This window comes from Agromyces sp. 3263 (assembly GCF_031456545.1).
Taxonomy (GTDB): domain Bacteria; phylum Actinomycetota; class Actinomycetes; order Actinomycetales; family Microbacteriaceae; genus Agromyces.
In genome coordinates this window covers 2,329,364-2,351,122 of sequence record NZ_JAVDUV010000001.1, presented here as the reverse complement: position 1 = coordinate 2,351,122, position 21,759 = coordinate 2,329,364, and the positions used below count along the sequence as shown (strand labels likewise).

General features: G+C 71.6%; 19 protein-coding genes. 8 read left to right on the top strand and 11 right to left on the bottom strand.

The window, feature by feature from the left end; translation table 11 throughout:
- Nucleotides 1-171: 171 nt before the first annotated feature.
- A complete protein-coding gene (locus tag J2X63_RS10775) occupies nucleotides 172-3,282 on the top strand; it encodes a M14 family zinc carboxypeptidase (protein ID WP_309976915.1) in 3,111 nt (1,036 codons plus the stop codon).
- Between the two features lie 78 nt (nucleotides 3,283-3,360).
- Here the strand turns inward: J2X63_RS10775 and J2X63_RS10770 are convergent, their stop codons facing one another.
- Nucleotides 3,361-5,433, bottom strand: coding sequence for a hypothetical protein (locus J2X63_RS10770; protein WP_309976913.1), 2,073 nt, complete (start codon nucleotides 5,431-5,433; stop codon nucleotides 3,361-3,363).
- A gap of 206 nt (nucleotides 5,434-5,639) precedes the next feature.
- Between J2X63_RS10770 and J2X63_RS10765 the strand changes: the two genes are divergently transcribed.
- Nucleotides 5,640-6,464: an MOSC domain-containing protein gene (locus J2X63_RS10765; protein ID WP_309976911.1), complete on the top strand. Its 825-nt coding sequence runs from the start codon at nucleotides 5,640-5,642 to the stop codon at nucleotides 6,462-6,464.
- Nucleotides 6,465-6,473: 9 nt separating this feature from the next.
- On the opposite strand, the gene J2X63_RS10760 is transcribed toward J2X63_RS10765, so the two are convergent.
- Nucleotides 6,474-7,265, bottom strand: coding sequence for a zinc permease (locus J2X63_RS10760; RefSeq protein WP_309976909.1), 792 nt, complete (start codon nucleotides 7,263-7,265; stop codon nucleotides 6,474-6,476).
- Between the two features lie 157 nt (nucleotides 7,266-7,422).
- Here J2X63_RS10760 and J2X63_RS10755 point away from each other — a divergent pair, with 157 nt between their 5' ends.
- On the top strand, nucleotides 7,423-8,895 hold the full coding sequence (locus J2X63_RS10755; protein ID WP_309976907.1) for a maltokinase N-terminal cap-like domain-containing protein: 1,473 nt from the start codon (nucleotides 7,423-7,425) through the stop codon (nucleotides 8,893-8,895).
- A gap of 10 nt (nucleotides 8,896-8,905) precedes the next feature.
- Complete coding sequence (locus tag J2X63_RS10750; protein ID WP_309976906.1) at nucleotides 8,906-9,328, top strand: nitroreductase family deazaflavin-dependent oxidoreductase; 423 nt, start codon at nucleotides 8,906-8,908, stop codon at nucleotides 9,326-9,328.
- A 24-nt stretch (nucleotides 9,329-9,352) separates the two neighbouring features.
- On the opposite strand, the gene J2X63_RS10745 is transcribed toward J2X63_RS10750, so the two are convergent.
- Complete coding sequence (locus tag J2X63_RS10745) at nucleotides 9,353-10,075, bottom strand: hemerythrin domain-containing protein (protein ID WP_309976904.1); 723 nt, start codon at nucleotides 10,073-10,075, stop codon at nucleotides 9,353-9,355.
- A 191-nt stretch (nucleotides 10,076-10,266) separates the two neighbouring features.
- Nucleotides 10,267-10,524 (bottom strand): hypothetical protein, encoded by a 258-nt coding sequence (locus J2X63_RS10740; RefSeq protein WP_309976902.1) that lies wholly within the window; start codon nucleotides 10,522-10,524, stop codon nucleotides 10,267-10,269.
- Nucleotides 10,525-10,689: 165 nt separating this feature from the next.
- Between J2X63_RS10740 and J2X63_RS10735 the strand changes: the two genes are divergently transcribed.
- Complete coding sequence (locus tag J2X63_RS10735) at nucleotides 10,690-13,602, top strand: AAA family ATPase (RefSeq protein ID WP_309976900.1); 2,913 nt, start codon at nucleotides 10,690-10,692, stop codon at nucleotides 13,600-13,602.
- A gap of 96 nt (nucleotides 13,603-13,698) precedes the next feature.
- On the opposite strand, the gene J2X63_RS10730 is transcribed toward J2X63_RS10735, so the two are convergent.
- Entirely contained in the window at nucleotides 13,699-13,971 is a 273-nt protein-coding gene (locus J2X63_RS10730) for a DUF4242 domain-containing protein (protein WP_309976898.1), read from the bottom strand.
- 104 nt (nucleotides 13,972-14,075) lie between these two features.
- Between J2X63_RS10730 and J2X63_RS10725 the strand changes: the two genes are divergently transcribed.
- Complete coding sequence (locus J2X63_RS10725) at nucleotides 14,076-14,375, top strand: hypothetical protein (protein ID WP_309976897.1); 300 nt, start codon at nucleotides 14,076-14,078, stop codon at nucleotides 14,373-14,375.
- 37 nt (nucleotides 14,376-14,412) lie between these two features.
- On the opposite strand, the gene J2X63_RS10720 is transcribed toward J2X63_RS10725, so the two are convergent.
- On the bottom strand, nucleotides 14,413-15,129 hold the full coding sequence (locus J2X63_RS10720) for a nucleoside/nucleotide kinase family protein (protein WP_309976895.1): 717 nt from the start codon (nucleotides 15,127-15,129) through the stop codon (nucleotides 14,413-14,415).
- 125 nt (nucleotides 15,130-15,254) lie between these two features.
- On the opposite strand from J2X63_RS10720, the gene J2X63_RS10715 reads away from it, so the two are divergent.
- Nucleotides 15,255-15,986: a DUF1345 domain-containing protein gene (locus tag J2X63_RS10715; protein WP_309976893.1), complete on the top strand. Its 732-nt coding sequence runs from the start codon at nucleotides 15,255-15,257 to the stop codon at nucleotides 15,984-15,986.
- A gap of 100 nt (nucleotides 15,987-16,086) precedes the next feature.
- Nucleotides 16,087-16,503 carry a CBS domain-containing protein gene (locus tag J2X63_RS10710; protein ID WP_309976891.1) on the top strand — a complete coding sequence of 139 codons (417 nt, stop codon included), beginning with the start codon at nucleotides 16,087-16,089 and terminating at the stop codon, nucleotides 16,501-16,503.
- Between the two features lie 6 nt (nucleotides 16,504-16,509).
- On the opposite strand, the gene J2X63_RS10705 is transcribed toward J2X63_RS10710, so the two are convergent.
- The 5 genes from J2X63_RS10705 to J2X63_RS10685 all read right to left on the bottom strand — a co-directional run bounded on the left by J2X63_RS10705 (nucleotide 16,510) and on the right by J2X63_RS10685 (nucleotide 21,710).
- Nucleotides 16,510-17,022 carry a methylated-DNA--[protein]-cysteine S-methyltransferase gene (locus J2X63_RS10705; RefSeq protein WP_309976889.1) on the bottom strand — a complete coding sequence of 171 codons (513 nt, stop codon included), beginning with the start codon at nucleotides 17,020-17,022 and terminating at the stop codon, nucleotides 16,510-16,512.
- Nucleotides 17,023-17,253: 231 nt separating this feature from the next.
- Nucleotides 17,254-18,270 carry a LacI family DNA-binding transcriptional regulator gene (locus J2X63_RS10700; protein WP_309976887.1) on the bottom strand — a complete coding sequence of 339 codons (1,017 nt, stop codon included), beginning with the start codon at nucleotides 18,268-18,270 and terminating at the stop codon, nucleotides 17,254-17,256.
- Nucleotides 18,271-18,350: 80 nt separating this feature from the next.
- Nucleotides 18,351-19,178, bottom strand: coding sequence for a carbohydrate ABC transporter permease (locus J2X63_RS10695; protein ID WP_309977902.1), 828 nt, complete (start codon nucleotides 19,176-19,178; stop codon nucleotides 18,351-18,353).
- Nucleotides 19,179-19,339: 161 nt separating this feature from the next.
- Complete coding sequence (locus tag J2X63_RS10690) at nucleotides 19,340-20,326, bottom strand: carbohydrate ABC transporter permease (RefSeq protein WP_396133130.1); 987 nt, start codon at nucleotides 20,324-20,326, stop codon at nucleotides 19,340-19,342.
- 76 nt (nucleotides 20,327-20,402) lie between these two features.
- Nucleotides 20,403-21,710, bottom strand: coding sequence for an extracellular solute-binding protein (locus J2X63_RS10685; protein WP_309976885.1), 1,308 nt, complete (start codon nucleotides 21,708-21,710; stop codon nucleotides 20,403-20,405).
- Between the last annotated feature and the right edge of the window lie 49 nt (nucleotides 21,711-21,759).

Here is a 21,759-nt window from a genome sequence, read left to right as displayed (position 1 = left end):
TCCCCGACGCGCCTCGCATGAGGAAGACTCACGGATTCCTTGACAGTCGGCCGCCGATCGCAGCAGGCTAAGCCCTAGGGTCCGCAGTGAGCACCAGAGACGTGGCGAACAACAGGCACCCCGACGATGTCGTCACGCATGTCTGGCCGGAGACGGGCCGAAGGAGTCGTCATGGCCGGAACCCGATCGTTTCCACTTCGCCCCGTCCTCGGCATCGCCGCACTCGCATTGGCGTTCTCGGTGCTCGGACCTGTCGGCGCGAACGCCGCCGTCGATGACGCCGGCGCGCTCGACATGTACACGGCCGACGTGAGCAGCACCGAGGCGGCGGAGATCGCGGCGGGCGGCTTCGACGTCGCCGACAGCAGGATCACGGACTCCGGCGTGAGCCTCGACCTCGTGCTGTCCGCGGGCGAGGCGAAGGGGCTCCAGGCCCGCGGCCTCGACGTCAAGGTGAAGAAGAACAAGGACGGCAAGTCGGCCAAGCAGCTGGCGACGGAGCAGGCCGCGTCGGGCTACAACGTCTGGCGATCGTGGGACGAACCCGGCGGCATCCGTGACGAGCTGTACCAGCTCGCCAAGGACCACCCTCAGCTCGTGAAGCTCGTCGTGCTCGGCCACACGTATCAAGGGCGCGAGATCATCGCCCTCAAGATCACGCAGGGCGCGAGGGGCGTGCCGGACGGGGCGCGGCCGGCGGTGCTGTACAGCTCGACGCAGCACGCGCGCGAGTGGATCTCGACCGAGGTCAATCGGCGGCTGATGCACTCGTTCATCGACGGCTACGACGCGAAGGACAAGGAGACGAGGAGCCTCCTGCGGAGCAACGAGTTCTGGTTCGTGCCCGTCGCCAACCCCGACGGCTACCAGTACACGTTCGACCACGAGCGGCTGTGGCGCAAGAACCTGCGCGACAACGACGGCGACAACCAGATCACCCGCGCCGACGGCGTCGACCCGAACCGCAACTTCCCCGAGCACTTCGCGTGGGACGAGGAGGGCTCGTCGTCGGTGATCTCGAGCGACACGTACCGCGGTCCGTCCGCGGCGTCCGAGCCCGAGACGCAGGCGATGATGTCGCTCCTCGATCGGGCGAACCCCGAGTTCCAGGTCAACTGGCACTCGTTCGGGCAGTACCTGCTCTACGCCGAGGGCTGGCAGACGGCGACGCCGACCGCCGACGACCCGATCTACTACGCGCTGTCGGGCAACCGCGACGATCCGGCCATACCCGGCTTCGAGCCCGGCCTGTCGTCCGACGTGCTGTACGTGACGAACGGCGAGACGACGGACTTCGCGCATGTCCAGGACGGCACGCTCGCCTGGACCCCCGAGCTGGGCCAGGGCGATGAGGAAGGCGGCTTCGTCTTCCCCGACGACGAGGCGCAGGTGCAGGCGGAGTTCGAGCGTGCGCTGCCGTTCGCACTCGACGTGGCCAAGTCCGCGGCCGACCCCGACGACCCGGTGTCGCACCTCGGCATCGACACGAAGCCCTTCTACCTGAAGAGCGACGACACCTACAAGTACGGGCTGCCGCTGGCGAACTACACCTTCGACTACTCGTACGGCGACCCGCAGGAGGTGCGCGTCATCGCGAAGCGCAGCCTCGGCGACGTGACCGTGAAGTACTCCATCAACGGTGCACCAGCCGTCAGCGCGGGCACCGAGGAGTGGAACGGCGGCGACCGCTACGGCGGCAGGACCGACGTCTACTACCACGTGGTGAGCGGTGTCGTCACGGGCACCCAGCCCGGCGACAGCGTCGAGGTCTGGTTCGAGGGCGGCGGCGAGACGAGCGAGTCGTTCACCTACCAGGCGGTCGAGGAGTCGACCGACGACGTGCTGATCGTCGCGAACGAGGACTACACGGGCGCCTCGCCCGTGCAGGGCGTGACCGCCCCGAAGTACCTCTCGTACTACGAGGACGCGCTCGCGGCCGACGGGGTCGGGTACGACGTCTACGACGTCGACGCCCGCGGGCGGATCGCCTCGGACAACCTGGGCGTCCTCTCGCACTACGACGCCGTGATCTGGTACACCGGCGACGACGTCATCACCCGCACGGCCGGATGGGCCGGCGGGAACGCCACCCGCGCCGCGATGGACCAGATCCTCGAGGTCCGCGACTTCCTGAACGAGGGCGGCAAGGTGCTCTACACCGGTCAGTACGCCGGGACCCAGTTCTCGTCGAACACCGAGCAGCTCTACGACCCCACGGCGGCCGATGAGCAGTGCACCGCGAGCGACGAGGTGCTCGTGCGCTGTCGGCTGCTCGGGGGCTCGCCGTCGAGCGACCACACGAATGACACGCTGCAGTACTGGCTCGGCGCGTACCTCGCCGTCGACAGCGCGGGCAACGCCGATGAGGGACTCCTCGACGTGCTCGGCGTGGACACGCCGTTCACGGGACTCGACTGGGGCTTCAACGGCGCCGACAGCGCCGCGAACCAGGACCACAGCAACTCGTTCATCACGACGAGCGGCATCCTGGACCCGGCGACCTATCCGCAGTTCGAGAGCTGGGTCTCGGCGCGATGGGATCGCGAGGGCGGCCCGTTCGAGCCGCACACCGGCGACGCCTACGCGTACTCGCAGATCGCCGACGTGTCCTACAAGCGGCTGACGCGCACGATCGACGTCCCGGCCGGCGGCGCGAGCCTGTCGTTCTGGACGTCGTACGACACGGAGGCCGACTGGGATCACCTGATCGTCGAGGCACGCACGCCGGGCCAGGACGACTGGACGACCCTGCCGAGCGAGCACACGACCACCAGCACGGGCGAGAGCTGCCCGGCCGGCTGGCGCGAGCTGCACCCGCAGCTCGACCACTACCAGACGGTCATCGATGACACGGCCTGCGAGTCGAGCGGCACGACGGGCACCTGGAACGCCGCCTCGGGCAATTCGGGCGGCTGGCAGCAGTGGAACGTCGACCTCTCGGCCTACCAGGCGCAGGGGCAGGTCGAGGTCTCCATCAGCTACGTCAGCGACTGGGCCACCCAGGGGCTCGGCGTCTTCGTCGACGACATCGTGGTGTCGACCGGCCAGGGCACGACGTCGTTCGAGAACGGCGACACGGGCGGATGGGAAGTCACCGGGCCGCCGCCGGGCAGCGCACCGAACCCGAACGACTTCATCATCACGACGGCGGCGGGATTCCCCGAGGCCGCGGTGGTGGCCACGCCGCACTCGCTGCTGAGCGGGTTCGGGTTCGAGGGCATCACGGATGCCGCCCTCCGGGCCGAGTGGATGGGCCGGGCATTGGATCACCTGCTCGGTTGAGGTCTGACGGATGCCGCGTCGCGAGTGCCCGCGACGCGGCATCCGTCATGCGGGGCGGATCGCCCGACGCGACATCCGTCAGTCGCGGGATCGCGCGAGCACCCCGCCGACGTAGCCGAGCACGGCGCCGAGCCACACCAGGAGGATGCCGAACGCGAGCTCGGGCACGAACGCCGCGATCGCGAGGAACACCAGGAACCCGGCGCTGAGCAGCACGATGAGGATCGCCGACTTGCGGGTGAGCCCGCCCGACTTGCCGTTCAGCCCGAACGCCATCGTGATGGCGAGGATGAACAGCAGGAGCCGCAGCGCCGGCTCGACGATCAGGCCGGGATCGAGGCTGGACGACTGCACGAGCATCCGCACGAGCTCGACCGCCGGCAGCAGTGGGTCGAACTGGGCGAACCAGGGGCTGAGCGTGCCGATCACCACGAGCACCGCGCCGAGGATCACGAGCCAGACGCTGACCGGTCCCCTGCGGCTCGGTGCGGTCTGGGTGAGCTCGGCGTTCCCGGCGAGCTGCTGCGTGCCGTCGCTCGCGGTGACCTCGAGCCGGCGCACGACCGTGCCGTTGCGGGGCGGATGCGGCGCCGTGACCGTCATCCACGTGTGCCCGGTGGTTCCGGGCGGCACCACGAGCTGGGGCGGCGCGAACGTCGCCCGCGCCTGCCCGTCGTCGGACCTCGCGGCGAACGCGACCTGCACGGCCTCCGCCCCACGGCGGTTGTCGATGTCGACGCCGAAGGTGCCCTTGCCGTGCGTGCCGATGTCCTGGCGCTGCGGGTTGACGCTGAGACTCGCGGTCGTGATGGCCGCGGCCGAGCTGGTGATCTCGAGGACGCCGGCGGCCTCGGCATCCGTCGTGCCGTCGGAGGCGACGACGGTGAACGGATGCGACGCGCTCGCGCCGCGAGCGGGCAGGTTCGCCCGCACCCGCCCGTGGGCGCGGGTGATGTGCCCGGCGACGGCGACGAACCTCACCGGTGCGAAGGCGAAGGCGAGCCGCCGCTCGGGATCGGCGCCCGTGAGCGTGACGGTGACGGGGGTGTGGCCGCCACGGTTGTCGACATTCACGTCGAAGTCGGCGTCCTGCGCGTCGAGGAGACGCAGCGTGCTGGGCTGCAGTTGCACGCGCAGCGGCGCGTCGACCGGCTCGGGGGCGGTCTCCTGCACGAGCGTGACCGTCGCGGTCACCGGCCCCTCGTCGTTGGTCGCCGAGATGGTGAGCTGGCGGTTCAGCACCGCACCCGGCTGCGGCGGCGGTGCGACGAAGTCGACGGATGCCTCGACGATGGCGCCGGCGGGCACCTCCACCACCTGTGGGGTGAACGTGAACCGCACGACCGACTCGGGGTCGTCGCCGGAGAGGCCCACGGTCTGCGGGAAGTTCGCGCCGCGATTGTCGAGCCGGAGCGAGAACGAACCGGTCGCGGCATCCTCGAGCCGGATGAGCATCGGCCGCGCCTCGATCGCCAGCCGCGCCCCGCGCGGAGGGACCGTCGCGACCACGTGGATCGTCGCCATCCGTTCGGCGTCCTCGAGCGAGCGCACGGTGAAGGCGAGCGGCCGCCGCTGCGCGAGCACGAGCACGCCGGGACGGATGGCGAGCGACAGCATGACCGTGCGGGCCTCGCCCGGCATGAGGTGCGCGTCGGGCGGCGTGAGCTCGAGCCAGGCCGGCGGGTCGACGGCGTCGATGTCGTAACCGTCGACGATGGTCGACGTGTTCTCGATGAGGAGCTCGATCCGGGCTGGGGCCTCGGGCGTCAGGACCACGTCGGGTGTCGTGACGGTGACGGTCGGCGGGTCGTGGCGCGCGGGCTTGCGTCGCGGCGGCTCCTGCTCGGGCTGGGGCGCACGCTCGGCGGCGGGCGCGGTCGGCGGCGTCGCGGTGGGCGACGCGGGCGGCGGGGTCGTGGGCGAGGCGGGCGGGGTCGTGGGCGTCACGACCGGCGCGCTGACGGGCGCCGTCGCCGGCTCGGGTACCGCCGTCGGCACCGATTGCACGATCTTCGGGATGGTGCCGGTGAGCGCATCGCCGTCGAGCGTCGAACGCCCGACATCCCAGCCGAGGTAGGAGTCGCAGTTCACGCAGAACCGCGCCTCGGCGTCGTTCCTCGTGCCGCACGTCTCGCAGATGCGTTCGGCCATCTCACCCCTCCGGCCGCAGCGTCGCGACGTCGGGCGGTCGCGATACCGCCGATGCTACGGACGCCCGGGGGGTCGCCTGCCGCATTGTGCCCGGACGGGCAACGAACTCTGCGCGACGATGACGCCGAGCACGCGGCGCGACAGCGACGCCATCGGCGTCGGCATCGGCGTCGGCATCGGCGCCGGCGTCGCGGTAGCGTGCTCTGATGCAGGTGACCCGGCTTCGCGTCTATCCCGTCAAGTCGTTCGCAGGCCTCGACGTCCGCTCGGCGTCGGTGCTGCCGTGGGGGCTCGTCGGCGATCGGCGCTGGGCCGTGGTCGACTCGACGGGCGATCTCGTCACGGCGCGAGAGGCGAACCGCCTGCTCGCGCTGACCGCCGAGCCGCTCGCCGACGGAGGCCTGCTGCTCGCCGACCGCGACGGCGGCGGCGCGCCCCTGCGGGTCGACGAGCCGACGGATGCCGCGCCCGTCGCCGTGACGGTGTCGCGCCAGCGCACCGCGCTTCCTGCCGGGATCGAGCCCGACGAGTGGCTGAGCTCCCGGCTCGGGCGTCCCGTGCGCCTCGTGTGGCAGTCCGACCCGCGGGCGCGCCCGGTCAATCCCGCCCACGGCGGCCTCGCGAACGACCGGATGTCGCTCGCCGATGCCGGCCCGCTGCTGCTCGCGAGCGAGTCCTCGCTCGCCCAGCTCGACCGGTGGACCGACGGCGACACGCCACCGCTCGACATGCTGCGGTTCCGTCCGAACGTCGTGATCGACGGCGATCCGGCCGAGCCGTTCGCCGAGGACGGCTGGCCGTTCGTCCACCTCGGCGGCGTGCGTTTCCGGGTCAGCGGCGTCTGCGACCGCTGCGTCATGACCACGATCGACCCGGTGTCGCTGACGCGCGGCAAGGAGCCCATCCGCACCCTGGCGAAGCACCGCAGGTGGGATGGCAAGACGTGGTTCGGCATCTGGCTCGTGCCCGACCTCGACGCCTCGTCGGGGGCCGACACGATCTCCGTCGGCGACCCCGTGACCGTCGGCTGACCCCGGCCCTCAGGCGAGCGAGAGCACGAACGCGAGCACGAATCCCGCGGCGGTGCTGAGCGCGACGGCCGGCCCGCCGTGCTCGTAGGCCTCGGGCATGATCGTGTCGGCGAGCGCGGCGATGACGGCTCCGGCTGCGAACGCGAGCGGGAACGAGACGACCTCGGGGTCGCTGCCCGAGAGCGGGCCGGCGCCGATGACGACGGCGAACACGAGCACGGCCGCGCATGCGCCCCAGAGTCCCATGATCTGCAACAGCGAGCGGCCCTGTTCCCGCATGGACGCCGCGCCCACGAGCGCCTCCGGCAGGTTCGACACGAAGATGGCGGCGAGCAGCGCGACGCCGCCCGTTCCCTCGCTGATCGAGATGCCGAGGGCGAGGTTCTCCGGTGCGCCGTCGAGGGTGGCCGCGGCGAGCAGCGCGAGGCCGGCCGCACCCTGCACGGACGCCGCCGTGGCCGGGCGGCCCTCGGCGGCGGCATCCGTGTCGAGCTTCGCGCTGCCCCGGTACTCGTCGGCGGGCGTCGGATCCGAGCCGGCCTGGGCCCACCGGTCGAGGAGGGCGCTCAGCGTCGTGAAGACCACCGCGCCGACGAGCAGCCCGACGGCGGCGATCCAGATGCCGCCACGCTCGTAGGCATCCTGGAACAGCTCGAAGCTCAGCGCCGTGATGAGCATGCCCGCCGCGAACGACAGCATGATCGCGAGGAAGCGCTTCGGCAGCGTGAACCGCCCACCGATGAACGCCCCGATCACGAGCGCGGCCGATGCCACGGCACCGAAGAGGAACGCCATCCACATGCGCCCAGTATCGGCACGCGGCGGCACGACGGTCAGCCCCTTGTGCACGGCCGCCGAGGCTGGTTCGCACGTGCGACTCGCGACCAGCGATAGCGGCTCCGCCCTCCACTCGGCGTCTCGCCTCGACATCCGCCGCGGCTCGCCGTACGGTTCAGGCATGGACAGGGCCGTTGCCGCGATCGCCGGGTGGATGCCGCAGCAGCGCTGGTTCGGCGGCAAGGGGCACGCGCCCGAGCTTCGCGTCATCGGGGCGCTCGAGTCGCCCACCACCGAGGAGGGCGCGTACGTCCGCACCCTCTTCCTCATGGACGACGCCTCGGAGCCGCCGATCCTCTACCAGGTGCCGGTGGTCGAGCGGGCCGAGCCCCAGGCGTCGCCCGCGGCATCCGAGCACCTCATCGCCCGGTTGCCCGCTCGAGGCGGCGTGCCGGGCGGCGCGCCAGAGGGTGGCGACCGGTGGCTCTACGACGGACCGCACGACCCCGCCTACACCGACGCGCTGCTCGCGATGATCGTCGACGAGGGCGAGGCGATCGCCACGGGCCCCGGTGCCGCGACCGCGCGTGGCCGCTACTCGGGCGACGCGGCGGCATCCGCTCGACCCCCGCGGAGCGCGCCGGCGACCGTGCTCGGCGGCGAGCAGTCGAACACGTCGATCATCTACCGCCCGGCCGGGTCGGCGCCGATCATCTGCAAGGTGTTCCGGCAGCTGCACGACGGCGACAATCCGGATGTCACGCTGCAGACGGCACTGGCCGGGGCCGGCTCGCCGCACGTGCCGGCGACGGTGGGCGACGTGCTGGGCGAATGGGACGACGTCGGCCGGCCCAGCGGCCGGGCGCGCGGCCACCTGGCGTTCGCGCAGGAGTTCCTGCCCGGTGTCGAGGACGCCTGGCGTGTGGCGCTGGCCGCCGCATCGGCCGGGACGCCGTTCGACGACGAGGCGCGCGCGCTCGGCGCCGCGGTCGCCGAGGTGCACCTCTCGCTCGGCGAGCTGTTCCCGCGCGAGCGGCCCGAGCCGGCGCTCGTCGACCGCATCACGGGCGCGTGGACGCGTCGGCTCGGCATCGCCGTGGCCGAGGTGCACGAGCTCGGCCGGCACCGCCCGGCGATCGAGGCCGTCTATACGCGCGCCCGGGCGGGCGCCTGGCCCGAGCTGCAGCGCATCCACGGCGACCTGCACCTCGGGCAGGTGCTGCTCGTGCCCGGCCGCGGGTGGGTGCTGCTCGACTTCGAGGGCGAGCCGCTTCGCCCGATGCGCGAACGCTGCCGCCCCGACCTGCCCGCGCGCGACGTCGCGGGCATGCTGCGCTCGTTCGACTACGTCGCCGGATCGACGGCGCTGGCACTGCCCGAGCGGGCGGCCACGGCGGCACGGTGGGCGGATGCCGCACGCCGGGCGTTCCTCGACGGCTACGTCGCGGCATCCGGGCTCGACCTCAGCGCCTACCGCGACCTGCTCGCCGCGTTCGAGCTCGACAAGGCCGTGTACGAGGCGATCTACGAGACCCGCAACCGCCCGACGTGGGCGGCCATCCCGCTGAACGCGATCCTGCAGTTGCTCCAGTCGGCGCCGTTGCAGGCGTCCGTGGCCCCGAGCGCCGGTCGGCCCTCCTCGATGGCGGAGTGACGGGCGCATCATGGCACGGAGCACCGGCGGTCCGATCAAGCGGGCATGGCTCTGGACGATCAAGCACGCGCTCAATCCGTTCACGCTGCGGATGGCCCATGCCGGTTTCGGGCCGTTCTCGCTCGTCCGGCACACCGGCCGCAAGTCGGGCGGGGTGTTCGAGACGCCCCTGATCCTCGCCCGCGTGCCCGATGGCTTCGTCGCGGAGCTCACCTACGGCACGGGCGTGAACTGGTACCGCAACGTCGAGGCGGCCCACGGTCGGTGCACGGTGGTCTGGCGCGGACGCGACTACGCGATCGACGGCATCGCCCCCTGCACGACCGACGCGGGCCTCGCGGCGTTCGGACCGCCCGCGAACGTGGTGCTGAAGCTGCTGCGCCGGCACGAGTTCCGGATGCTGCACGAGGCGCCGTCGCCGCCGCCGCCCTGAGCACGATGGCCGAGGGCACCTCCGCTACGGCCGGCGGTCGCCGACCAGCTCTGCCCGGTTCGCCTCGTACTTCGAGCGGCCGACGACGCGCCAGATCACCCGGACCGGCCCGGGCAGGTGCGCCTTCTGCCAGGCGATCCCTCCGTCGGGCTGCGCAGCGAGGATCGCGCCCAACTGCAGGAACATCTGCCCCTTCGGCGTCGCCTTCCGGCCGTGGGTCGCGAGGGCGTCGACCTCCTGCTGCGTGATCACCGTCTCCATCACGGGCACGATGTTCGACTCCTCGTCGGGGAGGTGGTCGGCCAGCGCCCCGTTGATGCCGTTGAGCGCGGAGAGCAGCGCCGCGGCATCCGTCGATGCACCGCGCGATCGCCAGGCGGGCAGGGCCGCGTCGAGCTCGAGGAGGTGGACCAGCAGCTGGGCGTGCTGGGCCTTCATGCGCTGCACGTGCACGCTGCACGACGGAGCCCGCTCGCCGAGCGCATCCCAGAGCATGGTGTCCTCGCCCTCGTGGTGGGCGTGCAGGCCGGCCGACAGCATGCGGAGGTGGTCGCTCACCACCTCGGCGTGCACCACGTCGCCGTCGGCCACCCCGGCGACGAGCGACGGCGCCTCACCGAATCCGGCCCGGAACATCCGATGGATGTCGGCCATGCCGCTCGCATCGCACGACTTGTGCCCGACGCCGGCGCCCGGTCCGGGCTCGGGCCGGCCATCACCACTGGAGGGCAGCGCGGTTGCGGACATGGTGACTCCGATCGGGTCTGGGAACGCAGTCGTTGGTGAGACTACGAGGTGCCCGGTCGAGCGACAAGCCCACGGATGGGGGGCACCGAGCCGCTTCCCCGCACTCGCGCCGCCGCCCCACCGCGGTGAGCGGCAGGGCGACGGCGTCGTTGGAGGGTGTCGGCCAGTCGGTGGAGGGTGTCGGTCGGTGGTCACCGACCGGTCGCGGGCGACAGGTCGTCGTCGACCGCGGAGGTGTCGGCACCGTTGCCGTCAACGCTGTCGCAGGCGCCCTCGGGCGCCCGCTCCCTGATGTAGGCGGGAGCGCTGCAGACCCACGTCGACGGGGCCTTCACGTGTGCGGCACCGGAGCCCGCGCCGGCACCGGATGCCGCACCCGTCTGTCCGCACCCGGCGAGCACGGCCACGACCACGGCCGCCGGGATGATGAGGAACGCACGAACGTCCATGATCTGATTCCCTTCATGATCCGACGGTCCGGAGGATCATCGTGGGGTTCACGCTAGGAACGCGGTGGAGGCGCCGCATGACGTGGGCTGCCCATCTTCCGGCGGCGGAGAGACTAGTCAATTCGGACCATCGCCGCCGGCGCGCGCCGGGAATATGGTGGGCAGATGCGGGAATGGTCCGCCCCGGCGCTGCCGGCGGGATGGACGACGTCCGGTCAGCCGCCATTCATCGCCCGGCACGACGAGGTCGAGGCGCTCCACGCAGCGTGGGCCGACGCCGTGGGCGGCGCGGGGCGCGCGATCTTCCTCAGCGGCGAGCCGGGCTCGGGCAAGTCGCGCCTCGTGAGCGAGGTCGCCACCGACCTCCACGGCGACGGCGCCGCCGTGCTCGTCGGCGCGTGCATCCAGGAGCTCGGCGCGCCGTTCGAGCCCTTCGGCGATCCGCTGCGCGTGCTGGCGCCTGCGTTCCTCGACGGCGCCACCGACGCTGCCGACGTGGAGACGGCCGACCTCCTCACGCGAATGCTCGAGCGCACCGAACCCGGGGTCGCGGGGGCCGGGGCGCCATTCCTCGGTCAGGAGCGCATGTTCGAGGCGGTGGTCGAGGTGCTGCGCGCTGCGACGGGGAAGCGTCCGATGGTGCTCGTGCTCGAGGACCTGCACTGGGCGGGCCCCGCGGCGATCCGGCTCCTCGGTCGCATCGTCGAATCCATGACGGCATCGAGGCTGCTCCTCATCGGAACCCTCCGCGCCGCACCACCCGACCGTTCCGACGCGTTGGCCGAGACCCTCGCATCGCTCGAGCGGCTCCGCGGCGTGCAGCGGATCGAGCTTCCGCCGTTCACGCTCGACGAGATCGCCCACTACGTGGTCGTCCGCGCAGGGGTGTCACCGTCGGATGCCCGCGAGTCGGCCGGCGTGCTGGCGGAGCTCACGGGCGGCAACCCGTTCCTCCTCCGCGCGATGTGGCGGCGGGTGGTCGAGGCGGAGCGAGTCGGCGATCGACGCGTCATCGAGTTGCCGGACTCGGTCGGGGACCAGGTGCGCGCCCGTGCGGCCCTGCTCGACGGCGAACAGCGGGCGGTGCTGGAACTCGCGGCCGTGCTGGGGCAGGAGGTCGACCTGAGCGAAGTACTCGGAATCAGCGAGGCACCCGTCGACGTCACGCTGCAGGCGATGGATGCCGCGACGCGGACGGGCCTGCTGGAGGCCCCCCGGCAGGCGGGCGACCGGTACCGGTTCCCCCACGCCATCGCGCGGCAGGCGGTCGTCGACCTCATGCCGGGAACCGAGCTCCTGCGCGTCCACGCTCGAATCGCCCAGGTGCTCGAGTCGGACTTCCCCGCGGCTCCCCGGCTCATCCAGCGACTCGCCCATCACTACGCCGCCGCGCGGGCGCTCGGATTCGGCGACCGCGCGGTCACCTACCTCGTGCGCGCCGCCCAGCTCGCCGAGGATCGGGTCGCGTACGAGGACGCCGGGCGACTGTTCGAGCGCGCAGCGGAGATCACGCCCGACGCCGACGAACGCGCCGAACTCCTCTTCCGCGCGGCGGAGAGCTGGAACCTGGCGTCCGACACGCCCCGAGCGCGCTCACTCTACGAGCGCGCCAGTGGGGCGTCGGGCGATCCGCGGCTGCGCGTCCGTGCGGCCATCGGGTTCGAGGATGCCTCGTGGCGCCCGGGGCTCCCCGGCAGCCGAGCCCTCGAGATGCTGTCCAAGGCACTCGCGTCCATCCCGCCCGACGAGCGCGACCCGCTCTACGTCGAGGCGCTGGCGTCGATGGCACGGGCCACTGCGTTCACCGGCGCCGTCGACGAGGCCGAGCGACTCGGCGATCACGCCGTCGCACTCGCGCGCGCTCTGCGGGACCCGCACCTGCTCACTGCGGTGCTGCGTTCGACCGTCTCCCTGACGCTCCGTCCCTCCGGCGTCGAGCGCCGCCTCGAACGGGTGCGCGAGCTGCTGCCGCTGGTGCGCCTCACCGGCACGGAGTGGATCGGTGCCGCCGCGCTGCAGCTGGGGGCGAACGCCTACCTCGTCGGCGACCGCGCCGCCCTGGACGAGGCGGAGCGGGACTGCGTGGAGCTGAGCCGGCGATGGACCCGGCATTGGGACTACTGGGTCGACAGCGTGCAGTTCACCCGCGCGATCATCGCCGGCAGGCTCGCCGATGCGGCGGACGCCTGTCGGCGGATCCAGCACGACGAGAGCTCCTTCCGGTCCGACGCCGACTCGAGTGCGTCGGCGCTGCAGAGCTACATGGTGCGCCGCGAGACGCGCCGGCTCGAGCGGATACGCCCCTTCGTCAGCGGCGACGAGTCGCCGGCCGACCGCTGGGCGCCCGGGCTGCTGGCCCTCTACACCGAGCTCGGGCTCGTCGAACCGACGCGTCGCACGCTCGACTGGATGCTCGAGCACATCGGCGACATCTCCCCCGACTCGAGCGACTGGCCCGCGCGCCTGGCGTTCATGACGGAGGCCGCGCTCTGGCTCGAGGACGCCGACGTCGCACAGCGCCTGCACCCATGGCTGTCGGACTATTCGGGCCTCAACCTCATGTCCGGCCTGTTCGTGGCCCCCTTCGGCCCGGCCGACTGCTACCTCGGGCAGGTCGAGTCGCTCTGCGGCACCGGCTCCCCGCCCGATCGATTCGCCGTCGCGCTCGACCTCGCAGAGCGAACGGATGCCGCGCTCCACGTTGCTCGCACGCTCGCGGCGACCGCGGCGCACCTCGACCGCCTCGAGCCGGGCTCCGCAGAGGCGGCCGCGCATGCGGCGCGAGCTCGTGCCCTCGCCGAACCGGCCGGGATGGCACGGGTGCTGCACGAACTCGACGTCGGCTTCGCGCCAGCCGCTGCAGACGCGGGCACCGGCACCGGCGACGGCATGCTGACCGCCCGCGAGCGCCAGGTGATCGGGCTCCTCGCCGAGGGGCGGAGCAACCGCGACATCGCCGGAGCACTCGTGATCAGCGAGCACACGGCCGCGAACCACGTGCGCAACATCCTGACGAAGATCGGCGCCGCCAACCGCACCCAGGCGGCGATGTATGCGCGCGAGCGCGGACTGGCATGAGCACCGTCGCCGTCGAGCGCGGACTGGCGTGAGCACCGTCGCGCGAGCGCGGACTGGCATGAGCACCGTCGCGCGCGAGCGCGGACTGGCGTGAGCTCAGCTGATCGCCTGCAGGAGGCCGTTCGGCATGACCCGGCCGGTGAGCTCGGTCACCACGTCGGCCGGCAGCCCCGCCCGCACCGCCGCGGCGCGGATCGCCTCGATGGACGGCGCCTCGTACAGGCAGTACGTCTTGCGCCGGTCGACCGAGAGGAAGGAGTACAGCCAGCGCACCTCTTCCTCGTCGTTGATGAGGTTGATGTTCAGTGCATCCGAGACGGGGGTCTGCACCTCTTCGGCGAAGTTCCGCTCGATGATGTAGTACGGCATGGGCGGCTCCTTCGGGTCCCACGGCTGCCCACAAGGGTACTCCTCGCGGCGCCGACCGGCCCCGAGGGATGTCGCGACGGCATCGCCGGGAGTACGGTACGGGGATGACGGAAGCGAACGCGGGCGGCCCGGTGCCGCTGTCGGACGAGACCCGCACCCGGATCCTCAGCACCGAGGTCGCGCGCTACGTGCAGCGCGGCTGGACCGTGCAGACGTTCACGGGCGGGCAGGCGGTGCTCTCGAAGAACAAGCGCATCGGCTGGTTCTGGAACCTCATCCTGGTCATCCTGACCGGCGGACTCTGGCTGATCTACATCGCGTACCGGGCGCTGAACCGCAAGAAGCTCACGACGGTCGTCACGGTGGATGCCTCGGGCCGGGTGACGGCCGACACGACGGGCTGATACGGCCTCGGGCTCCGAGCGTCGGGTCTCGGGCCGCTCAGCGGTCGAGCGACTCCCAAGTGACGCCCGACACCACCAAGTCGGCCCGGTTGCGGCTGGGCTCGATGCCGCGCGCGTTGGCGCCGTCGACGTCGGCCGCCCAGGCGTGGGCGTCCTCGGGTGAGCGGCCGAAGGCCGTGTGCCGGTGCACGAGCCGCGACATCCGCTCGTCATCGGCGGCGTCGCAGAACCAGGCCTCGTCGAGCAGCGCCCGCACCCGGCTCCACGGCTCCCTCTCACCGAGCAGGTAGTTGCCCTCGACGACCACGATGCGCGCGGCCGGCTCGATGGCGATCGCGCCGGCGACCGGCTCGTCGACGTCTCGCTCGAACGCGGGCGCGAAGACCGTGCGGTCGACCTCGCGTCGCACCCGCTCGAGCAGCGCCACGAAGCCCCAGCCGTCGAACGTCTCGATGGCACCCTTTCGGTGCCGCAGCCCGAGCCGGTCGAGGGTCGAGTTCGCGAGGTGGAAGCCGTCCATCGGCAGGTGCACGGCCAGGCCCGGCGCAGCGGCGGGCACTGCGGCGGCGTCCGCGTCCCTGTTCAGCGCGGCGACGAGCGACTGCGCCAGCGTCGTCTTCCCCGCGCCCGGGCTCCCGGTGATGCCGAGCACGACGCGTCCAGCGGATGCCGCGTGCCGCCGCCGCACGCGATCGGCCAGCACCGCGAGGGCGGCCTTGGCCTCGGGCGACGACGGAGCTGCGAGAGCGGGCATGCGTCCAAGCATGACGGATGCCGCGACATCCGCCCGCCTCTGGCCACGGAGCCCCGCGCCGGTGCACCATAGGGGGACGCGCCGCGCACGGCGTCGCGGGCTCGGTGCTCACGGGGGAGGCGCGCATGTCGGAGGCCACGGCGTCGCGGGTCGTCGTCGCCACCCGGAGCGCGGGCCGGGTGCTCAACCTCGTTGCGCTCGGGATCGTGCTCATCGTGGGCGTGGCGTTCGTGTTCGCCGATCAGGGGACCGACTTCCAGATCATCTCGCTCGCGCTGTGGTGCCTGCTCTCGACCGCGTACATGATCGGCTGGATGATCGTGCTCGGGCGCATCTCGCGCAGCTCGTGGCGAAGCTCGCCCACCCTCATCTCGACGAGGCCGCCCGGGCGCCTCGCGTCGCTGCTCATCACCATCGTGTCGAGCTTCATCGGCGTCTCGGCCGCGAGCGAGCTGCTCGTGCTGCGATCCGACCCCGCGTTCGGCACCGCGATCGACTTCTTCGGGGTGTGGGCGATGCTGCTCGCGTGGGGGTTCCTGCACTGGGGCTTCGCGCAGATCTACTACCGCGTGTACCACCAGGGGCCGGGCCGGGTGCGGCGCGCACGTGCGGACGGTGCGGCCCCGGCAACGACCCCGGCCGCGGCATCCGAGCCGCCGCTCGTCTTCCTGCACACGACGGAACCCACCCTGCTCGACTTCGTCTACGTGGCGTTCATGGTGGGCACGAGCTTCACGCCCAACGACGTCGAGACGACACCGCGCATCCGGTGGACCGTCGTCTGGCACTCGGTGCTCAGCTTCTTCTTCAACGGCTTCATCATCGTGCTCGCACTGAACACGATCATGGGCAAGTAGGCCTCGGGGCGAGCCGGCCGGGCACCTGCGTCAACCCCCGCGCGGTGACGCCGGCGCGTGCGTAGCATGCCGCACACAGCGCAGAGAAAGGACGACTCCGATGACTGTGGCACGCGATCTCATGACGCCCGACCCCCAGTGCGTGAAGGAGGACCAGACGCTCGTCGAGGCGGCGCGGCTGCTGCGCGACCTCGATGTCGGCGCGATGCCGATCTGCGGCAACGACAACCGGCTGAAGGGCATGCTCACCGACCGCGACATCGTCGTGAAGTGCATCGCCGAGGGCGGCGACCCGAACACCGTCACGGCGGGAAGCCTCGCCGAGGGCAAGCCGGTCACGATCGGCGCCGACGACGACATCCGCGAGGCGCTCGAGGTGATGCAGGACCACCAGGTGCGCCGCCTGCCGGTCATCGACGGGCACGACCTCGTCGGCATCATCGCGCAGGCCGACATCGCTCGCGAGCTGTCGGTCTCGCAGGTCGCCGAGACCGTCGCCGAGATCTCCGAGGACTGAGGCCGCTCAGAACAGCCGGGCCTGGGCGACCACCGGCGCGCCCTCGAGCTCGAGCAGGAACCGCTTGCGCTCGAGGCCGCCCGCGTACCCGGTGAGCGATCCGTCGGCACCGACCACGCGGTGGCACGGCACGACGATGCTGATCGGATTCCGCCCCACGGCGTTGCCCACGCGGCGGGCGAGGTTGCGGTCGCCCAGCCGGGTGGCGAGCTCGCCGTACGAGGTCGTCTCGCCGTAGGGGATCTCGCGCAGCATCATCCAGACGGCGTGCTGGAAGGCGTCGCCGTCTGGCGCCAGCGGCAGGTCGAACGCGGTGCGCGTGCCGGCGAGGTACTCGCCGAGCTCGGCAGCGAACCGCTGGAACAGCTCGTCGTCGCGAGCGTCGACCTCGACGCCGATGGTGCCGGATGCCGGTGGGTGCCAGTGCCCCGGGAAGTAGACGCCGTTGAGGCCGCCCTCGTCCGCGACGACGAGCAGCTCGCCGAGGGGTGTCGGCAGCGTGGCGTGGCGGCGGGTCATGCCTCCATCCTCACCCCGCCGCGGCATCCGCGCGCCGCATCCGGTGGCGGGAATCGGACCTGACGCCGGGCGCCCCGACGCGTCCCGCCGCTCGGGATCGGTGGGCCGCGGCATCCGCCCGGCCCGTGGCTCACCGAAAACGCAGGATATTCCGGCACATGAGTCGATATACGGACCCAGAGGTCGGGATATCCTGCGTTCTCGCCACCGAGGACAGCGCCGAGCCCGCGGCTAGGCCGACGCGCGGCGGACGAGCTCGGTGGGCAGCGTCATCCGCCCGGCCGGACGGCCGTCGATGACGTCGAGCAGCATGCGCACCATCTCGTGCGCGATGCGCTCGAACGGCTGGCGCATCGTGGTGAGCTCGGGTGAGACGCGGGTCGCGATGGGCGCGTCGTCGAAGCCCGCGACGGCGACGTCGTCGGGCACGCGGATGCCACGCTCGCGCAGCACGTCGAGGGCGCCGGCGGCCATCACGTCGTTCGCCACGAACACCGCGTCGAGGTCGGGCACGCGATCGAGGAGCTCGGCCATGGCCCGCGTGCCGCTCGCCCGCGAGTAGTCGCCCTCGGCGACGAGGCGCTCGTCGAACGCGTCGCCGAGCTCCTGTTTGTAGCCCTCGAGGCGCCCGATGCCACCCGAGGTGTCGGGCGGTCCGGTGATCGTGGCGATGCGGTGGCGGCCCGTGTCCCGCAGGTAGGCGACGAGGTCGCGGGCGCCCTCGAGGTCGTCGGCGGCGACGTAGCCGATGCGGCGCTCGTACCCGAGTGGCACCCCGCACGCGACGACCGGCACCTCGGCGGCGACGAGCTCGGCGAGGAATCCCTCTCGGCCCCGGTGCGACGACACGAGCAGCGCGCCGTCGACGTGGCCGCCCATGATGAACTCGGTCGCGCGCCGCTGCTCGTCGTCGGATCCGGCCATGAGCAGCACGAGCGGCAGGTCGCGTTCGGCGAGCGCGTCGGCCGCGCCACGCATGAGCGTGGAGAAGTTGGGGTCCTCGAACAGGCGGTCCTGCGACTCGGTGAGCAGGAACGCGATGGAGTTGGCGCGGGCGGTCGCGAGGTTCCTGGCGTGCGGGTTGATGCGGTACCCGGTCTTCTTGATCGCGCGCTCGACGGCCTCGCGGGCGGTCGGGCTCACCCAGTGGCCGCCGTTGAGCACCCGCGACACCGTGCCCCGGGAGACGCCCGACTCACGGGCGACGTCCTCGATCGTCGGTCGCCGCTTGGGCGCGTGCTCGCTCACGTGGCCAGTGTAGGTGCGGCCGGCGCCGCCGCGCGGCGAACGAGCCCGTGCGGTCCCCCCGCCCGCGGCATCCGCTCCACTCACGCCTTCACGGCGCCGGCCGCGAGGTCGACGCGCCAGTACCGCTGCAGCACGAGGAACAGGACGATCAGCGGGATCACCGAGAGCAGGGCGCCAGTGATGACGAGCGTGTACATCGCGGGCAGCGAGGCGCCCTGGTTGAGCAGGCCCGAGAGCCCGACCGTGATCGGGAACAGCTCGTCGTTGCCGAGCATGATGTACGGCAGCATGAAGTTGTTCCACACCGCCACGAACTGGAACAGGAAGATCGTCACGAGCCCCGGCCCCATCATCGGCAGGGCGATGCGATGGAAGATGAACAGCTCGCGCGCCCCCTCGGTGCGAGCCGACTCGATGATGTCGGTCGGCACTGCGGCCGCCGCGTAGATGCGGGCCAGGTAGATGCCGTAGGGGCTGATGAGCTGCGGCAGCAGCACCGACCAGTACGTGTTCGTGAGGCCGACCTGCGCGAGCAGCAGGTACTGCGGGATGGCGACGATGACGCCGGGCACGAGCACGCCCATGAGCAGCACCTTGAACACGACGCCCTTGCCCGGGAACGTGTACTTCGCGAGCGCGTAGCCCGACAGCGCCGACACGTACGTCGACACGACGGCGCCGAAGCCGGCGTAGATCGCCGTGTTCAGCATCCACCGCCAGTAGAGGCCGTCGCGGTAGTTCGTGAGCTCGACGATGTTGTCCCACAGATGGGTCGAGGGGGCGAAGGTGAACGTGGAGAACAGCTCCGACGCGTCCTTCGTCGACGCGATGACGACCCACGCGACGGGCAGCAGGCAGTACAGCGCGCCGAGCAGCAGCACGGCCGTCGAGCCGGGGGCGAGCGGCATCCGCTGGTCTCGTCCGGTGCCGGCGGCTCCGCCGGCACCGCCACGGCCGCGACGGCCGGCACGACGAACGGCGCGGCGATCCTCGGATGCCTCGGTGAGCTCGGGCAGCACGACCGCGCGGGTCTGGTTGGTGATGGTCACGGCTCAGTCCTTGTCATGACTCAGTCCTCCTGGCCGAAGGCGCGTCGCTGCACGACGCGGAGGAAGAAGAAGGAGATGGCGAACGTCGCGACGGCGATGATCACCGAGGTCGCGGCCGCCGAGTAGATGTCGTCGCGCGTGAACGCGTCGCGGTAGACGTACATGAGCGGCGACCACGTGGTCGAGAGGCTGTTCGTGAGCGGGCGCAGCGTGGTCGGCTCGGCGAACACCTGCAGCGTCGCGATCATCGAGAAGAGCGCGGTCATGATGAGCGCGGGCATGATGATCGGCACCTTGATGCGCAGGGCGATCTGGCGCTCGGATGTCCCGTCGATGCGTGCGGCCTCGTAGATCTCGGTCGGCACCGCCTTCAGCGACGTGTACATCACGATCATGTTGAAGCCGACGCCGCCCCAGAGCCCGATGTTGGCGATGGCGAAGATCACCAGCCCCGGCGAGAGGAGCGACGGCACGTCGTCCCAGCCGAGCTGCTCGAAGATCCAGTAGAACGGGCTGACGGCCGGCAGGTAGAGGAAGCCCCAGAGCAGCGACGAGATCACCGCGGGCACGGCGTAGGGCAGGAAGATCGAGACCCGCGAGAAGCCCTTCGCGCCCGTGCGGCGGGCGTCGAGCAGCAGTGAGAACAGCAGCGCGAGGCCGAGCATCGTGGGCACGAGGATCACGCCGTAGAGCAGCACGCGCCCGACGCTCGCGAGGAACTCGGGGTCTGTGAGCGTGGCGACGTAGTTCTCGAAGCCGGCGAACGTGCGGGTCTTGGAGCCCGAGCCGAGCCCGAGGCCCTTCACCATCTCCTTCTGGAACGACAGCACGACCGTGTAGAGGATCGGCGCCGCCATGAACACCGCGAAGAGCACGATGCCGGGCGCGAGCATCATCCACGGCGTGAGGTGGCGTCGGGTGGCGCTGCGGCGGCCGGCGCCGTGCGGGGTGGCGCCGTGCCGGGTGGCGCTACTGCGCGGGGGCCGCGTTTCGACCGTTGCGGTCATCGTCGGGTCCTTCCTGGTTCCTGCTGCTCGTGGCCGGACGAGGGGGCACCGGCATCCGGCACCCCCTCGCCCTCGGCTACTTCGCGACGGTGAAGCCGCTCGACTCGAGGTCGTCGACCGTGATCTGCTGCATGGCGGCGACCGCGTCGAGGAACGCCTGGCGCGTCTTCGACTCGGCGGCCTTCGCGAATTCGTCGTTGTAGGCGCTGAACGTGACGTTCACGTTCGGTCCGTACTGGAACGGCGCGACGGCCTGGGCTGCCTCGGCGGCGACGTCGTAGAAGTCGGGCTGGTTGCTGAAGAACTCGGGCGCCTCGGTCAGGGCGGATGCCGCGGCATCCGTCGACGCGGGGTAGATGCCGGTCTCGGTGACGAGTGCCTGCACGGCCCCGGGGTCGGTGTTCAGCCAGGTGGCGAACTTCACCGCGGCGTCGACGTGCTTGGACTGCGAGGTGACCGCCGTGGACGAGCCGCCCCAGTTGCCGTTCGACACGTCGGAGCCCCAGTTGGGCAGCGGCGCGGCCTTCCAGAGGCCGGCGGTGTCGGCGGCGTTGCCGCTCAGCACGCCCGGACCCCAGACGGCGCCGAGCCAGCCGGCCTGCGTGCCGTCGTTGAGGGCCGCGTTCCACTCGGGGGTGTACATCGGCTTGTTGTCGATGACGCCCTCCTCGACGAGGCCGCCCCAGTAGTCGGCGACCTGCTGGGTGGGCTCCTCGTCGATGCCGACGCCCCAGGCGTCACCGTCGATCGACCACCACTCGGCCTTCGCCTGCTGCGAGAGTCCGGCGAACCAGCCGGCGTCGTTCGACGAGAACGTGCCGAGGTACTTCGTGGGGTCTGCGGTGTGCAAGGCGCGGGCGGTCGCGGCGTACTCCTCCCACGTGGTGGGCACCGTGAGGCCGAGCTGGGTGAAGATGTCGTCGCGGTAGAAGAACATCATGGGGCCGGTGTCCTGCGGGATCGCGTAGAGCGCGTCGCCGCCGAGGGTCACGGAGTCCCACACGCCGTCGGGGAAGTCACCCGCCAGGTCGGCGGCGTCGGTGCCCGCGAGGTCGGCGAGCGCGTCGCTCGACACGAGCGTGGGGATCTTCTGGTACTCGGCCTGGATCAGGTCGGGTGCGCCGCTGCCGGCCTTGATGGCCGTGAGGAGCTTGGTGATCGCGGGGTCGCCGCCGTCCTGCTTGTTCACGGTGACCTGGATATCGGGGTTCTGGTCGTTCCAGAGGTCGACGACCTTGTCGAGGTTGGGCGCCCAAGCCCAGTAGGTGAGCTCCACCGGGTCGTCGGCGCTGCCGCCTGAGCCGGCGTCGGCCGAGCAGCCCGTCATGATCAGCGCCGCGGCTGCAACGGCGGCGATGGCGCCGGTGCGGAATGCTGCACGCATTCGTCCTCCTTGTCGAAAGCTGTGATTGCGGATGCCCCGTGGGCGGTGC

What these genes read in the sequence shown, in the direction of transcription:
- J2X63_RS10685 (WP_309976885.1), bottom strand. Translation starts at nt 21,710, where the DNA reads ATGCGTGCAGCATTCCGCACCGGCGCCATCGCCGCCGTTGCAGCCGCG.
- J2X63_RS10690 (WP_396133130.1), bottom strand. Translation starts at nt 20,326, where the DNA reads ATGACCGCAACGGTCGAAACGCGGCCCCCGCGCAGTAGCGCCACCCGG.
- J2X63_RS10765 (WP_309976911.1), top strand. Translation starts at nt 5,640, where the DNA reads ATGCAGGTGACCCGGCTTCGCGTCTATCCCGTCAAGTCGTTCGCAGGC.
- J2X63_RS10745 (WP_309976904.1), bottom strand. Translation starts at nt 10,075, where the DNA reads ATGTCCGCAACCGCGCTGCCCTCCAGTGGTGATGGCCGGCCCGAGCCC.
- J2X63_RS10710 (WP_309976891.1), top strand. Translation starts at nt 16,087, where the DNA reads ATGACTGTGGCACGCGATCTCATGACGCCCGACCCCCAGTGCGTGAAG.
- J2X63_RS10760 (WP_309976909.1), bottom strand. Translation starts at nt 7,265, where the DNA reads ATGTGGATGGCGTTCCTCTTCGGTGCCGTGGCATCGGCCGCGCTCGTG.
- J2X63_RS10705 (WP_309976889.1), bottom strand. Translation starts at nt 17,022, where the DNA reads ATGACCCGCCGCCACGCCACGCTGCCGACACCCCTCGGCGAGCTGCTC.
- J2X63_RS10750 (WP_309976906.1), top strand. Translation starts at nt 8,906, where the DNA reads ATGGCACGGAGCACCGGCGGTCCGATCAAGCGGGCATGGCTCTGGACG.
- J2X63_RS10770 (WP_309976913.1), bottom strand. Translation starts at nt 5,433, where the DNA reads ATGGCCGAACGCATCTGCGAGACGTGCGGCACGAGGAACGACGCCGAG.
- J2X63_RS10725 (WP_309976897.1), top strand. Translation starts at nt 14,076, where the DNA reads ATGACGGAAGCGAACGCGGGCGGCCCGGTGCCGCTGTCGGACGAGACC.
- J2X63_RS10775 (WP_309976915.1), top strand. Translation starts at nt 172, where the DNA reads ATGGCCGGAACCCGATCGTTTCCACTTCGCCCCGTCCTCGGCATCGCC.
- J2X63_RS10735 (WP_309976900.1), top strand. Translation starts at nt 10,690, where the DNA reads ATGCGGGAATGGTCCGCCCCGGCGCTGCCGGCGGGATGGACGACGTCC.
- J2X63_RS10695 (WP_309977902.1), bottom strand. Translation starts at nt 19,178, where the DNA reads ATGCCGCTCGCCCCCGGCTCGACGGCCGTGCTGCTGCTCGGCGCGCTG.
- J2X63_RS10755 (WP_309976907.1), top strand. Translation starts at nt 7,423, where the DNA reads ATGGACAGGGCCGTTGCCGCGATCGCCGGGTGGATGCCGCAGCAGCGC.
- J2X63_RS10740 (WP_309976902.1), bottom strand. Translation starts at nt 10,524, where the DNA reads ATGGACGTTCGTGCGTTCCTCATCATCCCGGCGGCCGTGGTCGTGGCC.
- J2X63_RS10720 (WP_309976895.1), bottom strand. Translation starts at nt 15,129, where the DNA reads ATGCCCGCTCTCGCAGCTCCGTCGTCGCCCGAGGCCAAGGCCGCCCTC.
- J2X63_RS10715 (WP_309976893.1), top strand. Translation starts at nt 15,255, where the DNA reads ATGTCGGAGGCCACGGCGTCGCGGGTCGTCGTCGCCACCCGGAGCGCG.
- J2X63_RS10730 (WP_309976898.1), bottom strand. Translation starts at nt 13,971, where the DNA reads ATGCCGTACTACATCATCGAGCGGAACTTCGCCGAAGAGGTGCAGACC.